General features: G+C 58.4%; 16 protein-coding genes and 1 tRNA gene. 5 read left to right on the plus strand and 12 right to left on the minus strand.

Going from position 1 to position 14,199, the window contains the following annotated elements; genetic code table 11:
- Positions 1-22: 22 nt before the first annotated feature.
- On the minus strand, positions 23-679 hold the full coding sequence (locus Pan189_RS04280) for a DUF3124 domain-containing protein (RefSeq protein ID WP_145362725.1): 657 nt from the start codon (positions 677-679) through the stop codon (positions 23-25).
- A gap of 107 nt (positions 680-786) precedes the next feature.
- On the opposite strand from Pan189_RS04280, the gene Pan189_RS04285 reads away from it, so the two are divergent.
- Positions 787-1,803: a hypothetical protein gene (locus tag Pan189_RS04285; RefSeq protein WP_145362726.1), complete on the plus strand. Its 1,017-nt coding sequence runs from the start codon at positions 787-789 to the stop codon at positions 1,801-1,803.
- Here the strand turns inward: Pan189_RS04285 and Pan189_RS04290 are convergent.
- The 9 genes from Pan189_RS04290 to Pan189_RS04330 all read right to left on the minus strand — a co-directional run bounded on the left by Pan189_RS04290 (position 1,800) and on the right by Pan189_RS04330 (position 9,380).
- Positions 1,800-2,492 carry a hypothetical protein gene (locus tag Pan189_RS04290; RefSeq protein ID WP_145362727.1) on the minus strand — a complete coding sequence of 231 codons (693 nt, stop codon included), beginning with the start codon at positions 2,490-2,492 and terminating at the stop codon, positions 1,800-1,802. The genes Pan189_RS04285 and Pan189_RS04290 overlap by 4 nt on opposite strands.
- A gap of 69 nt (positions 2,493-2,561) precedes the next feature.
- On the minus strand, positions 2,562-3,989 hold the full coding sequence (locus Pan189_RS04295) for a sigma 54-interacting transcriptional regulator (protein WP_145362728.1): 1,428 nt from the start codon (positions 3,987-3,989) through the stop codon (positions 2,562-2,564).
- A gap of 171 nt (positions 3,990-4,160) precedes the next feature.
- The gene (locus Pan189_RS04300; RefSeq protein WP_145362729.1) at positions 4,161-5,087 is read right to left on the minus strand and encodes a leucine-rich repeat domain-containing protein; all 927 of its coding nucleotides are present in this window, start codon (positions 5,085-5,087) and stop codon (positions 4,161-4,163) included.
- 496 nt (positions 5,088-5,583) lie between these two features.
- Positions 5,584-6,141 carry a DMP19 family protein gene (locus Pan189_RS04305; protein ID WP_145362730.1) on the minus strand — a complete coding sequence of 186 codons (558 nt, stop codon included), beginning with the start codon at positions 6,139-6,141 and terminating at the stop codon, positions 5,584-5,586.
- Positions 6,142-6,271: 130 nt separating this feature from the next.
- Positions 6,272-6,727, minus strand: coding sequence for a hypothetical protein (locus Pan189_RS04310; protein WP_145362731.1), 456 nt, complete (start codon positions 6,725-6,727; stop codon positions 6,272-6,274).
- Positions 6,728-6,840: 113 nt separating this feature from the next.
- Positions 6,841-7,431 (minus strand): hypothetical protein, encoded by a 591-nt coding sequence (locus Pan189_RS04315; protein WP_145362732.1) that lies wholly within the window; start codon positions 7,429-7,431, stop codon positions 6,841-6,843.
- Positions 7,432-7,550: 119 nt separating this feature from the next.
- Complete coding sequence (locus Pan189_RS04320) at positions 7,551-7,991, minus strand: hypothetical protein (RefSeq protein WP_145362733.1); 441 nt, start codon at positions 7,989-7,991, stop codon at positions 7,551-7,553.
- A gap of 102 nt (positions 7,992-8,093) precedes the next feature.
- Complete coding sequence (locus Pan189_RS04325) at positions 8,094-8,897, minus strand: hypothetical protein (RefSeq protein ID WP_145362734.1); 804 nt, start codon at positions 8,895-8,897, stop codon at positions 8,094-8,096.
- Between the two features lie 27 nt (positions 8,898-8,924).
- Positions 8,925-9,380 (minus strand): tyrosine-type recombinase/integrase, encoded by a 456-nt coding sequence (locus Pan189_RS04330; protein WP_145362735.1) that lies wholly within the window; start codon positions 9,378-9,380, stop codon positions 8,925-8,927.
- A 113-nt stretch (positions 9,381-9,493) separates the two neighbouring features.
- Here Pan189_RS04330 and Pan189_RS04335 point away from each other — a divergent pair, with 113 nt between their 5' ends.
- A complete protein-coding gene (locus Pan189_RS04335; RefSeq protein WP_145362736.1) occupies positions 9,494-10,330 on the plus strand; it encodes a dimethylarginine dimethylaminohydrolase family protein in 837 nt (278 codons plus the stop codon).
- Here Pan189_RS04335 and Pan189_RS04340 read toward each other — a convergent pair.
- A complete protein-coding gene (locus Pan189_RS04340) occupies positions 10,289-11,527 on the minus strand; it encodes a hypothetical protein (protein WP_145362737.1) in 1,239 nt (412 codons plus the stop codon). The two genes, Pan189_RS04335 and Pan189_RS04340, sit on opposite strands and share 42 nt — an antisense overlap.
- A 373-nt stretch (positions 11,528-11,900) precedes the next feature.
- Here Pan189_RS04340 and Pan189_RS04345 point away from each other — a divergent pair, with 373 nt between their 5' ends.
- From Pan189_RS04345 to Pan189_RS04355, 3 genes are all read left to right on the plus strand, one after another.
- On the plus strand, positions 11,901-12,260 hold the full coding sequence (locus tag Pan189_RS04345; protein ID WP_145362738.1) for an STAS domain-containing protein: 360 nt from the start codon (positions 11,901-11,903) through the stop codon (positions 12,258-12,260).
- A 117-nt stretch (positions 12,261-12,377) separates the two neighbouring features.
- Positions 12,378-12,815, plus strand: a complete 438-nt coding sequence (locus Pan189_RS04350) for an ATP-binding protein (protein ID WP_145362739.1) — start codon at positions 12,378-12,380, stop codon at positions 12,813-12,815.
- Positions 12,816-12,918: 103 nt separating this feature from the next.
- Positions 12,919-12,991: transfer RNA gene (locus Pan189_RS04355), tRNA-Asn, on the plus strand.
- A 15-nt stretch (positions 12,992-13,006) separates the two neighbouring features.
- On the opposite strand, the gene Pan189_RS04360 is transcribed toward Pan189_RS04355, so the two are convergent.
- Positions 13,007-14,179 (minus strand): tyrosine-type recombinase/integrase, encoded by a 1,173-nt coding sequence (locus Pan189_RS04360; RefSeq protein WP_145362740.1) that lies wholly within the window; start codon positions 14,177-14,179, stop codon positions 13,007-13,009.
- Between the last annotated feature and the right edge of the window lie 20 nt (positions 14,180-14,199).

A 14,199-nucleotide genomic window follows, 5' to 3' on the forward strand; every position in this document is an offset into this window, starting at 1 on the left:
CCGACTGCGCCGGTCGAAACGATTATTCGCCGACTCGCTCGTCAACAAGCACGCCACCCCGAGCGAACGAGATGCATTGCGTCCCGCTCAAGCCGACCATCACCGACTCGAGCAGGACGTGATCGCCCCGTTGTTCACCACTGCTTGAATCACCGTCGGCGGTTGAATCGCCCGACAGGGCGACTTCGACCAGAAAGTTCGCCCCGGACCCGCCAGCTTCCTCGTGCTCTTCCACAAGGAATTCGATCGTCGCCATGGGACCGACTTCAACGGGCTGATCGACATACGATTTGAGCGGCGCCCCGGCCGTGTCGAAGTATTTGACCTTGGTCACCACCATCGGCCTGTCGATCGACGTATTGCGGATGCTGAGGGTCGTTTCGAGCAGAATCGGACGACCGCCGCGGTGGTAAATGTGCGAATAGCACGGCACGTAGTAGGCGTGACGTTCCGGATACTTCCCGAGATCGATCGAGGCATCGCCGTCCGGCGGCGAGGGCGAAACGTTCTCGTGCGGCTTGTAGGCCAGGCGATCCTCAATCTGCTCGAGCCGGCCTTCGAGATACAACACCGGCCCGAAGACCAGCAGCACGAGTATGAGCGGCAAGCCGGTCAGCACGAGGATCGGATGCGACCACAGCCACAGGATGTATTTGGGAACGGGATCACGCTGCGTCATGGAATGGACTCGAAAAGGGTTCGGCGGCAAGCGGCTTCCGCTCGACTCATCTTGACCAGTTTGGCTTCGAGATTCGATAACCCGGCTGTTCTGAACAGGAGTATGCGATGATCGCCGAGTTTTTGTTCGCCGCCGCGATAGCGTTTTCACCGAATTTGCAAGCAGATTTGAAAGCCGACCGGCCCCTGCCGGTCGAGGCTCCCCGAGCGCGCAATTATGTCTCGAAAACGCTTTCCGACTGGTCGCTCAATCCCGACATGTCTCACCGGGGTGACGGCTTTCCCTACCCGCATGTCAGCGCAGCGAAGGAGATCGCCATTGCGAAACTCCTCGACGCGGACGGAGGCGAGCCCGAGCTACTGGTGACCTCAGTCCTGTACGGCGACGTCCTTCGAGTCGGCGACCGGATTGTTGCCTCTCGAAAAAGACTGCGGGTTCCCGCACCCCGGACATACTTCCGCCAAGCGTCGCTGTTGTCGTCCGCGGACATCGGGTTGAAAAACGAATACCTTCTCATGGTCGACCATTTTGAAGTGGGAGCCGTCACCGAGCGGCCGCTGCGCATCGCCAACGGTTTGCTCTGCCAGCGCACCAAGTTCGGCTATTGCGTCATCATGGGAGCGTACGACGGCTCAGCGATGTACTGGAAATTAAACGAAGACCGGGGAAGCACAAGTGGGTTTCCGCTCGTCTATTCGCCAGTGTTAAGGAAGGCAGAGCATCTTTACTTTACACCGGTCTACGTGCCCTGCTCGATCATGAAGTCCGCTGTCGAGTTCAAGAAATCCGCAGGAGCATTTCAGGACGCGTTGACGACTCATGGGCAATCGGACTCCTCGGCGCCCACACATCGCAGCTATAGCGAGCCAACTTCCAAACCGCGAAAGCTGGTCGGGTTTGATTCTTCGGCGATCTGGCACGCATGGGGCGTCCTGCCTGAATCGTATCGAACGGCGGTGAACCTCGTGCAGCCGCGGCAACCATTCGCCAGACGATCGGACCGCCCCTATCTCTCAGTGCTGGACGACCTCGGCGAGTTGGAGACGGCCCCGCTTCGAAAAAAAGCGGTTCCGCAGTTCGATGCCAATGAAATCCGCTCTTTCTATATTAGCAACACACGTTAAACGCAGACGTGAAGCAGGCGGCGTTCTGCTGTGAGAATGACATCGCTCGAAAGGCGAAAGCTGCGGTCGAGTGCTCCAGCTTTGGTCCACGCGAACTCTCGCCAGAGCGCGTACGAGCTTTCATCAACGGCGTAGCCACGTAGCCGACGTAACAGTTCATGACCGTAGGCGAACAAGGCCAGGTCTTGCTGCAGCGAAGGTTCCCTTGATAGCGACTCGACATCGTCAGCCGATAACTTCGAATCGGCGGCGCCGGCGAGTTCGCCGAGTCGGAGCCACTTGAGTTGATCGGCGTAATGCCGATGGCGTTTTGTTAATCTTCGCGGTCGCAGATGCTCGGCTTGAGAAAGCGCCGCGCAACACCAGCAGCCGCAATGCGACACTTGCCGTGATTCCGGCGAAGGATCGAGCACGTAAGACGCCTTTAAGAACGACGCGAACATGTTCGCGAATTCTTGCGTCTCGCCTTCGTCAGGCCGGCAATCTTCCGGCAACATGCCCCGCAATGTTCGCAACCAGTCGCGGGCAATTTCCTGATCGGTCATGGCCTCGTGCGTGACATCAAATTTCAGGTTGCCCCGCTGCAATTGTGAGCGCACCCACTGGAGCAGCCGAAAGCCCGCGGCCTGAAAGGTGATGGCACGGTCGAGTTCAAGGCGATCAAATGTGCTGAGCGTACCATCCTCCAATCTCGACGTGCAGATGAATTGCTTGCACGCCGGACACGTCGTTGGGAAATCGGTTCGCTTAACGACGAATTACATCCCGTAACTCGCCCCGCCTGCGGCACGCTTCTTATTCAGCCGATTATTCGCATGCAGGCCATCGAGGATGAACTCGGCGAGACTGGCTGTCAGGGCGTCGCGGGCGGGGCCTTTTGACAGTTCGGGTTCGAACTCGCCGACGAGGCGGTTGAGGTCGTCCTTAAACTGCTTGACTTGGAAAACCTCGGCGAGGAACTCGTCGGTCTTAAGGCTATCTCCCGCGCGGATCGTGCGGCCATTTTCAATCACTTCGACGAGATAGCGAAACGCCTTCGCCTTTAAGTATTTGTCGAAGACGTTCTTAACGGCTTCGTCGACGATCCGCTCGATGACGCGGTCCTCTTCACCCGGCTCTTCGGTCATCGAGAGTTCCATCTTGCCGCGGGAGCCGCTGGGGGCGTGGGCAAGGTCACCGATTTTGGTGGCGACGGTCTGTTCGCCGTGCAACAGCCCGCGGCGCTCGGCGTTGGAGACCATGTTCTCGAAGTTAGCCACCGACATCCGCACGCTGACGCCGGAGGCTTGATTGACGTGCGGCGACGTGCGGGCGAGTCGACTCGCCTCTTCGACGACCTCTTTCATGAACGTCGGCACGATGATCTCGACCTCCGAATCGCGTTCCGTCCACGCGTTCTCGTCGGTGATTTGCATTCCGAGTTCGCGGGACAGCGGGTAGTGCGTGCGGATCACGCTGCCGATGCGGTCTTTGAGCGGCGTGACGATCCGCCCGCGATTCGTGTAGTCCTCCGGGTTCGCGCTGAAGACCATGCACAGGTCGAGGTTGAGCCGGACCGAGAATCCGCGAATTTGCACGTCGCGTTCTTCAAGCACATTGAATAGCCCGACCTGAATTTTGGGTGAAAGATCGGGGAGCTCGTTCATGCAAAAGATGCCGCGATGCGAACGCGGAATCAGCCCGAAGTGCATCACATCTTCGCTGGCGAGGTGCCGGCCCTCGGCGTGTTTGATGAGGTCGACCTCGCCGATCAGGTCGGCGATCGTGACGTCAGGCGTCGCCAGTTTCTCGTGATATCTGTCGTCGCGACCGATCCATTCGACGGGCGTGTCGTCGCCTTTCTCGGCGATAAGGTCGCGGGCGTACTTGGAGATCGGGGCGAGCGGGTCGTCGTGAATCTCCGACCCGGCGACGATCGGCGTCGTCTCGTCGAGCAGATGCGTCAGCATCCGCAGCATCCGCGTCTTCCCCTGCCCGCGCAGCCCGAGGAACAGCATGTCGTGCTTTGAGAGAATCGCGTTTTGAATCTCGGGCAGCACGGTCTGTTCGTAGCCGAGGATGCCGGGGAAGATTTCCTCGCCGGACTTCAGCTTCCGAATCAAATTTCGCCGCATCTCGGCCTTCACCGAGACGGGCCGATAACCGGAAGCTTTGAGTTCGCCGAGGGTGGTGGGATGGTCGGGCATGTTGACTTTGCGAGGAAGGAACTCACGTTCGGGGACGGGCGAATTCTAGGCGGAGTGCCCCGGGTGACCAACCAGCGGGGTTATCCTATTTACGCCCGAAAATTTGCGCGAGAAAAAAGCCCACGCATTGCAACGCGTGGGCTTTAAGTGATTCAAAATGCGATGAGTGTTCTACTGGGCCGCGTTGACGGCTCGATCGATCCACTCGGCAGGCATCCACTTCTCAGCCTTCGCCTTCGTCCAGGGACGGGCGGTAATGGCTTTCCCGGCGGCGGCGAGACCTTTCCACTCGACCTTGGCGTTGGGCAGAGCTTCGCGAAGTTTCTCAACGTCTGCCGGCTCAACGAGGGCGTTGTCGAGGTCGACGACTTTGAGCGTATCGGCCCGCTGGACGAGGTGCTTCAGGCCGCCCTCCCAGGTCAGGATCGCTTCGCCGAGTTTGATGTGCTTGAGATTCGGGCAGGTCGAAAGGTGCTCCAACGTCTTATCACCAGTTTTTCCTTCCCACCAGGCACCCATTTGAATCGTTTCGAGCGTCGGATGATTGCGGAGGTGAGCCATGCCTTCATCGGTGGCCTGCACGTGCCAGATCCGAAGCGACTTCAGTTGGTCGAGATCGGCACACGCCTTCAGCCCGCCGTCGCCGAATCCGCCGCCCGCTAGGGTCACATTTGAAAGCTGGTCAAGCTCGGTCAAATACTTCAGCCCCGAGGCGTCGAAGTTTTCGATCGGCTGGCTGCGATCAAAACCGTTGCTGTTGTGCCACAGCGTCAATCGCTGAAGCTCCGTGAAAGCGGCGAACGGCTTGAACTCTTCGTTCGAGAATCCCGCCGAATTCGACGTCACATAAATGACGTGTCCGCTGGCGGGATCGTACGTGATTGTGCAGGTGCCGATGTCTTTCTTGGCCGCCTTCAAATTCTTGACGGTGTATTCCTTCCGCTTTCCGCTGCGATCGGGCTTCTCGACCGGATCCGTTTTGAATCGATCGGCAATCTGCTCCCAAGCCGCCTGCTCGGCCGGATCGGCAAGCTGAGCCTGAGCGAGGGGGGCGAGCAAACCGACAAAAAGCAATCCCGCAATGACACGACTAACCATCATCATTCCTGCGAAAGTATTGGGCTGATGAAATCACCGAACATTGATGCATATCAGCACCCTGCCGCGGCGATGTCTAGTCTCTGCTTTACCATATCTTGCAATTTCCGTTGGTCGCCGCGGACGATTGCGGCAACTCAGTCGGACGATGCAGGCGTTGCCAGCGCCTCCAAGACGGCCGGGTCAATGTCCTCGTCCACCCAGCGGACCGAGCCGTCGGCGTACGCGAAGAAGCAGAGACTTTGGATCGAGCAGATGAAACGAGCGCTGCAGAATCCGGTGGATGGAGCGGTAGCACGCATGCATGCGGACGACCTGCTTCGGCGTTGGCCTTGGCTTAAGCCTGAAGCGCTGCTTGCCATTGAGAGGCTAGTCAGAACATAGGCCCTTGACCGCATTGACGATTAACGACAGCGGTAACGGGGCCGCCGCCAATAGACTTTGATTTCAAGTTCCGCGTCATCGGCGGCTCCCGTTCACCGCATGGTTGTGCCACCTATTCGGGCAACGATGCGAATTCGGCATCGTTGGACTTGATGTAAGCATTGAGTTTTTTCATGACGCCATCCATCGCATCGAAATACAAGGCATCCGGCGAAGACTTGTCCTTGATTGCGTCCATCAGTTTGTATTTTGATTGCCACATTTCCAGACGGCGGTCGATGTCGGCTGGCGGCGTGGAATTCGGGAATACGGCAAAAGCCTTCTCGAACGCAGCGGAAGCAGCTGAAGCACCGATGGTCTTGTAGGCTTGTCGGGTAAGCAGGAATTCAGGATCACCGGGAAAGTCACCTTCAAACAAATACTGAAACCCACCATTACCGATAATGCCGAAGGAGTGATAAACAAGCATCACCGTTTGTTGCGGTTTCGCAATCTTCGATGGGTCAACATCGTCACCGTGTTGCTTGAGGATACGTTCAAAAGTGACGTCGGCAAGATCGATGTCTGCCATCGGCGAGTCCTCATTTGCGTTAGATGTTGGGTTTGAAGTCTCCGCCCCACATCCAAGCAGCGTCGTAAGGGAAATCGCGATCAGTGCGATACGATGCACGGCTGGAGTCTCATGCTGGCATGACGTAAAAGGCTCAGTTGCCGGCCGCCCGCGGGAGCGAGCTCCAAACCGACAACAACACCATATCGCGGGTGTCGCCGGTCAACTGCAGCCGGTGGTTAGGGGGTACCTACCAGCGAAACACGACGACTGGATAGCCCGGCAAAGGGTTCCGGTCGAGATCAAGCAGGACTGCGGCCAGGACTCTCTCGTCGTCAATCTTGCCTTCGCCATATTCGCGGTAAACCTTATCGAGCGTGCGACCGGCAATCTCGGGATATCTCGCCCGCAAAGACCTGGCGAGCTTGCGTAGCGAGAAGAACTGATCGCCAAAAGGATCATCCGGGTCAGAATCCGGGAACTCCTCAACGAGCAAGCCAATCGAGTCGCCTTCGCTCAACTCGCCAACGACGCTTTCAAGCTTCTGTGGCGAGAGAGCTTGATAAGAGAATTGGAAGAACGTCTCTCGATCGGCACACCCTTGAAGCGGCTCATGTTTGTACGCGGCGATGATCTGGTCCCGTAGGGGGTCGTCTGTGCCGGCGACGACGTCATCGACGCCACGCATGTCAACGGAAAAGCTCATCGCCGAAGCCCCCTAACGTAAAAGGCTCAGTTGCCGGCCGCCTGCGGAGAGCAAGCGCCAAACCAACAACATCATTCTACTCGCGGGCGTTGCCGGTCAACTGCAGCCGGTGGTTAGCTGCTGACCCAGATCAACCCCAGATGTCTATTGACCACGTCCCGTGTTGAATCTGCGAAATCGGAAAATTCCTTGACAAGCTCGTCACACTCGTCATCCGACGGTTCGAAGGTTTCCCCTTGCGTTCGAAGCCACTCGGTGTAGCGTGACTTGATTGCTGGAGGGTCTACTGCAGCGATCAACTTGGCCAACTTAGGAAGCTGCTCGCTCTTGAAGGCGTAATCTTCCCCAGTTAAGTTGATCGCTGAGTGCTTATGATTTGTAAGCCAAGTTTGGAAGATGGAACCACTTCCATCGACAAACTCGGAAGTTCCATTGAGGAGCAAGTGGTATAGGTCGACGTTCCGGTGGTTCACCTCGGGGCCAATCATGATAGCCTCAGAATCCGGCCAATCTTCAGGAACCACCGCCGCTGGTTGCTTAGCGACCGACTGTCCTGTCAGACGCTGCCACAATGTGCGCTTGAGGCGCTTAGGCTGGATTTCCGGCATACTGCCCTCAACATAGGCCCAGAGCGAGTCTGGATTCGACTTGATGAAATCGATGTGATGGTCTGGTGCTACAAAAATGCATAGATAGGTTGCCATCAAGCCCCTCTAAGCAGCTAACGACCCGCATCACGGGGCGGCGGGAGTCAACTTTGTTTTCACAATCCGCTGGCCACCGCCGCTCCCGTGCATGCGATGGTTCGCCCAGTAGATGGTTTTCAAAAGTAGCGCCCCAATGTTACCTGAATGGTTCCGTTCACTACGCTGCCGACGACGGCACCGGCGCCAGGCAGCAGACACCACGGCAGCGGAAACAACCCGGCAAACATACAGCCGATGGCGATAATGATCACAGCTTTAACACCATCTTCGATCACCGATTCACCAAGCAAACAGAATAGACCGGCAAAAGCACAGGACGCAATTCCCAGTGCTGCGTGCAACCGGCCAACATTGAAATCATAGCCAAGGGCAAGACCATGCATGGCCCAGAACACCGCCCCAATCAATGTGATCCCGATCACAGCATTTCGGATAGCGTTCTTCTGAATGACCGGCCAGCGTCGAGTATCGCCACGGACAGATTCCGCGAGCAATTCCGGCGGCACCGCTTCCGGGTCTCGATCGGCAATTTCACGGACTCTCGCCTTCCATCCCATTAGTGCTCTCGTGTGGGCGAACGTCCGAGCTAACCGGGCGGCGGACAGCGAATTTCGAAAACCACTACACGCGCCCAACCGCCGCTCCGGTTGAGCGATTTGTTATGCGATACTCTTCGCAGGGGATACAAGGCCAGCTCGTTCCGAGATGTAACGATGTAGATGCGGTATTCCCGCGATGCCGACAGTTTTGATCTCTAAGGCCAACGCTGCGACAGTGACTGCCGGGACATACGTTACCCAAGGCAGACTGGTTGTGACATCACTCAGGGCAGGGGTCTCGCCGTTATCACCCATAATAAAAAGCGTTTTGTCGGAGAACTCTTCGGCCATCCACCGAGACTCGAATTCGACAATCGGTGACTCCGTTCGAGTATCCAAAACGACTAGCGCTACGCAATCTGCAATCTTGCGAACACTGTCCTTCCAAGTTTGGTCATCGTCATCAAAAGTGCGAAATACGTGCCCTGCGTATCGGAAGTTGCCATCACTTGCCGCGTTTACGTTGAGGAGAGTTGCGACGATTCCACCATGCAGAAGAGAGATGAGACCTCTCTGAAGTCGGAACAAAGAGTCTGATGACGTGCCCAACAGGAGAACGATAGGAACTCGCCCAGCAAATAGCGCCCTGGCAACTGCAAGTGCTGCGAAGGAGCCACCAATAAGTGTCCCGACTCCACCGAAGTAAAAGCCGATGAGTGCGACCGAGAGGTATTGGACGATCTCCCGTGCAAATGATGTCCTCTTTCTTCCCGGGGCGGAAGCGCGTTTCGAACGGCCATGGATGCGCCACATCGTTGGAACGACGGGCAAGAACTTCCAGCCGTAGCAGCGAATCATCGGCACCCAAGAATACATCGCAATCGCAATGAGTGCGAACCAAGAGATGTAGAACAGGTAACTCATGGTGAATGTGATGACTCTATCGCAGAACTAGTGTTTATCAGGAATGATTCCGAATAACGTGCGCACGATATTCGGAATGAAATTGGACGAAGTCGGCCGGGCTGCGGACGCCGCGACTGCCACTATTGAGTCCATGCGTGTCGACCATTGTCGTCCGAACGTCCCGCTGTAATTCGATAACCTGTGGCCAAGGAGTTCCTGCACCGTTCGGATATCGTAACCGGCTTCGATCAAGTGCGTCGCGAACGAGTGCCGGAACGTGTGGGCTCTGACTCTCTTCGTGATATAGCTCCGAATGGTTGCGGCTCGAATTGACCTCGACACGGACGACTCGTGCGGGTGATGGCGGCGGCGCATCCCGGCGGCAGCGTTCCGAGCGCGATTGAGTGTCGCTGCGATCACAATCTCGAAGACAAAATTTGCCGAGCAACGTGCCACGGAATCACACCTGAGTACAACGTCGACTGTTACTGGGTTCAGCATAAGACGCTGACGCTCACACCGAAACAGTATTTGGATTCCAGACTCCCATTCGCGCCGACGGCGATTGCGGCGAAGATGCAGCCGCGCTGTCAGGCCACAGGGAAGGGGACGCGATGGGGAACGGATTTGAGCGGCTGGCGATTTTGATGTGCCCGCCTGATTACTTCGGGATCGAGTACGAGATCAATCCGTGGATGAGCCGCTCGCGGCAGAGTGATCATGACGAGGCGGTCCGGCAATGGCAGGCGCTTCGCGAGGTCTTTGACAGGCTCGGCGTCGACATCCGAGAAATGGAGCCGAAGCCGGGGTTGCCCGATCTCGTCTTCACGGCCAACGCGGGATTGATCCATCGACAAACGGTTTACTTGTCGCGGTTCCGCCACGCAGCCCGGCAGGGCGAGACGCCGCTCAATAAAGAGTGGTTCGAGTCGGCGGGATTCGAGCCGATCGAACTGCCCGAGGGCTTTGACTTCGAAGGCGCGGGCGACGCGCTGTTCTGCGGAGAGACACTATTCGCCGGTTACATCTTTCGCTCACACGCCAACGCGATGCAGTGGGTGGGGGACCAGATCGGCTGCCGGGTGATTCCGCTGCAACTCGTCGATGAGCGGTACTATCATCTCGATACCTGCTTCTGCCCGCTCGATGCCGAAACGGCGATCTACCATCCGGCGGCGTTCGACGACTACGGTCGCTCTGCGCTCGAAGCAGCCGTGCCGAAATTGATTGCCGTCGACCCGGTCGAAGCGCAGCGGTTCTGCTGCAACGCCGTCGTGATCGGTCGGCACGTCGTACTCAACACGGGCTGCCCGCTGCTGGAACAGTCGCTGCACGACATCGGATTCGATACGACAGCGACCCCGCTCGATGAATTTCTCAAGGCGGGCGGCAGTGCGAAGTGCCTGACGTTAAGGCTCGACGGAGAAGAAGCCGCCGTTTGGTCGGGCTGACGTCAACGGCAAACGCCTCAGGCCGGATGTGTTACGTCGGCCCGTCAGTCGTTCGTCGTGGAGGTACGGCGAACCTGTCCGCACTCGGAGCGACTCCCGCAACCCCGATTCATCTCGCAGCAGCAGCGAAATGGGTTCGGCTTCAAAGACGCCCTCGCCCGGCACAGTCAATTGGACGAACAGCGTTGCCTCCGCAGTGACGTTCGGATTGTGCGCCGGCACCGGGGAGGTCAGCCGCAGCGCGATGAAGTCCGCATTTCCCCGCTCAAAAGACCGCGTCCAGGTCGCCAGTTGCTTCGGTCGGCCGAGTTGTTTGGTGACATAGCCATCGGTGACCGGAATCGTTCGCTGAGCGCGTGCAACGAGTCGAAAGCGAGCCGTCCCGCCCGGAAATCGCATCGGCCCTGCCGATGCCGCGAACGGGACCCTGACGGCAATCGCGGTGACGTCGGCTGTACCGCCCGTCCGCAGCGGAATCGCTTCGACCCGCAATTGTCCGATCGGCGCTGCCGCCCGTCCGGGAACCTCAGCCGCTGGCAATGGAACATCGGGCGGCAACGCCGGGGAATCAAATTGGAAAAGTGTGGGCGCAATGATTTGCTGCACGCGGGCGGCTCGCGCGGCCCCCAATAGCACCGCGGCTTCACGCGGTGCTACCGGACCGGCTTCTGGCGGTAGGAGATCACGATACGCCGCCAACGGATCGGGCCGAGCGCCGAGTACTACGGCATCGACGGGGCGATACGCCCGGGAGAACGGCCGCACGATGACAGCGGGCCGCGGGACAGCCGGTCCGTCGCACGAGTGATTTCGCTCGGGACCGTGGACGGGCCGAGAGGCAGTTTCAATACCAGCCAGAGGCGCAAGCCGATGGTCGATCAACCAGTGATTTTCCCGACGGCTTGCGCCTCGGGCTTGTAGGTCAGACGATTTGAGATCGCTTCGCGAGCCCGAGGGCACCCGTTTTCGCGTGATCACGATTCGACCGTCGTCGGAGCGGAGTCGGCGTTCATCCGCTTCGGCACCGACCGATGCTTCCATCGTCGAGCCCGCCAACGCCTGCTCGACACCGAACGTCGGCGAGTCCGTCAGGATGATCAGCGCGATCGCCATTCCGGCCGCGAATTGGGCCGGCGTTAGGAATCGCGAATCGCCCCGCTGAGATTGTCGGCGGAGGAACTCGAGGTGGCGGAGCATGGCGAAAACTGAAAGTGTCGTGGATGGCTTCGGCCATCATCACCACGCAAATCACAGTCCCGAGGCCTCCCCGGCCAAATCCCCTCGTCTTCCGTCAGAACCGATTGTCGTTTTGTTCAAATCGTTGCACAGCCGCCGAACGGATGTTGCCCTAAGGCCACAGTGTCGTTTCGCATGTTGCCGAATGGCCTCACCTCCGCGGCATCAGAAATCAGGGGCAACTTGACACTTTCGGGCCGCATCGGGATGATTCCCACTGTCAAATCGGGCGATCTGCATGTCATCCGTCGTGAGCCTGCCTCTCGGCGGGCCAGATACCGTTCGTCACTTTTCGTATTTCATTTTTGGATCGCTCCCCAAAAGGTGGTGCCGCATGTCCGCAGCCAGTCATCGCCGCATCGACGTTGAAGAGATCGGTGACGTCACGATCGCGCGCTTCGTCGACAAGAAAATCTTGGATGAGACCAACATCCAGATTATCGGCAACCAGTTATTCGGGCTCGTCGATGAAGACGGTCGCCAGAAGATCATTCTGGACTTCGCCAATGTCGAGTACCTCTCGAGTGCGGCGCTCGGCAAACTCATCACGTTGGATAAGAAGGTCAAATCAGCCAAGGGCAAGCTGCGGCTGTGCAATATCCGGCCAGACATCTACGAAGTTTTTGCGATCACGCGACTCAACAAGCTGTTCTCGATGTACGACGATCAAGAAAAGGCGCTGGCCGGGTTCTAGTTGAAACCCGAAGCCCGCTCGTCCGTCACGGGCGATGCGAGGCCCTTGCCGAGGCTGCCGCACGGAGGCAGCGAGACCAGATTGCCGAACTGAGCCGTGACAGCGCGAGCGAAAAATATGGCCTGGGTTGAAGAATTCGAGATCACGATTCCCAACGACACCGCTGAGGGTCAGCGCGTGCAGGAGAGGATCGTTGCGAAGCTCGAAGAACTCGACTTTCCCGAGCGCGACGTGTTCGGCGTGCGCCTGGCGCTCGAAGAAGCCCTCGTCAACGCGATCAAACACGGCAACGGGATGGACGAGGAGAAAACCGTCCAGATCGGTTGCTGGATCAGTGACGATCGCGTCCGCATCGAAATCGAAGACGAAGGTCCGGGCTTCGACCCGGGCGATGTGCCCGACCCCACACTCGACGAAAATCTCGAGCGACCCTGCGGCCGCGGCCTGATGCTCATTCGCAGCTTCATGAGCCGGTGCGAGTATGTCGGGCGCGGAAACAAGGTGATCCTGGAGAAAGAACGCGCGCCCGCGACGACCGAAAAAACCGGGTCATGACGCCCTCGGCCAGCTCTTTCGGCGAACCTGTCCGCCACGACCGGCCTCCAGCCTTGAAACCGGCGGCATCGTTACTAATCATGGCGAATTCAACGCAGCATATTCCCCGATAGCTCAATCGGTAGAGCGGCGGACTGTTAATCCGTAGGTTGTAGGTTCGAGTCCTACTCGGGGAGCTTCCGAAGTCTTAATCAATTAGCGACTTGCGGCGACCGATCAGGGTCGCCGTTTTTCGTTTCCGGCCCGGTGATAGCCAATGTGTTAGCTGGCCGCGCCGCCCATACAATATCGGCCGCGTCGTCGGCTTCGATGCCGACGTAATAGCTCATCGTCGTGTTGATCGAGGCGTGCCGCATGAGCTGCTGCAGGACCGCCGGTTTGACCCGCTGTGCCCACCGGGTACCGAACGATCGCCGCAGGTCGTGGGCACTCGCGAACTTCACTTTGCCGGACTTCGATTCGGCGACCTTCACGCCAGCTTTCCGGCCGATCTTGACGAGCGTTTTGCTCATCGTGCCCCACGTCACCCGGCCGCACTTCTTCGATCGCAACCAAGGGTTGAAGACGAAGCCGGTTCGCTGATCGTCGGGGATCTTCGAGAGCAGATCAGCGAATTCCGGAGCAACAGGCAACATGCGATCCTTGAAGCCCTTGTCGGCCCCCGCCCGAATCCGAAACATTGGCCGACGGCCCGACAGATCGACGCACAACTCCCGGTCATCGGTCCAGTGTAGGCGGTAGGCTTCGCGGATTCGCAGGCCGGACCACCACAGCCCGCGAATTAAATCTTCCCACCCACCGACAGCATCCGCCGGCACAACGGTCGGAACTTTCGCGATCATCCGGTCGAGCTCTTCCGCGGTGATCGCTCGCCCCTTCATCTTCGGCACTCTCTTCGGCATGTCGATTTCCGGGGCGCGGCCGATCAGCCCGACCTTTGCCGCCCATCGCAGCGACGATTTGAGGTGAGCCAGATACGAAGCGATCGTCGCTTCGCTGAGTTGTTCTTTGCGTAGCATCCCCTGCATTCGCGAGATTTGACCGCTGTCGAGTGCGGCCAAGTTCTTCGGGTCAATCGTGCGTTCGACCGCTGCGAACGCACACGCGGCCTTCTGGCCGGTCGATTCGGCCTTGCCGCTCAGAAACTCCGATTCGTATCTCTCGCGGAAGTCTTCCCAGCCGGTGAGTTGGGTTCCGATGAATGTGCCCTCTTCGAGTTCTCGCTCGAGCTTTGCCGCCTTGCGTTCGGCGTCACGCCGGACCGGCGTTTTGAGCGACTTCGTTTTCTTCCGACCGGTCACCGGGTCGACCCACTGACCAACGTAATTCTTCCGGTTCTTTGGCCTAAAGCATGAAACTTTCATTCGACCCGCCCCCCTGTCAC

The sequence above is a fragment of the Stratiformator vulcanicus genome (assembly GCF_007744515.1).
Classification (GTDB): domain Bacteria; phylum Planctomycetota; class Planctomycetia; order Planctomycetales; family Planctomycetaceae; genus Stratiformator; species Stratiformator vulcanicus.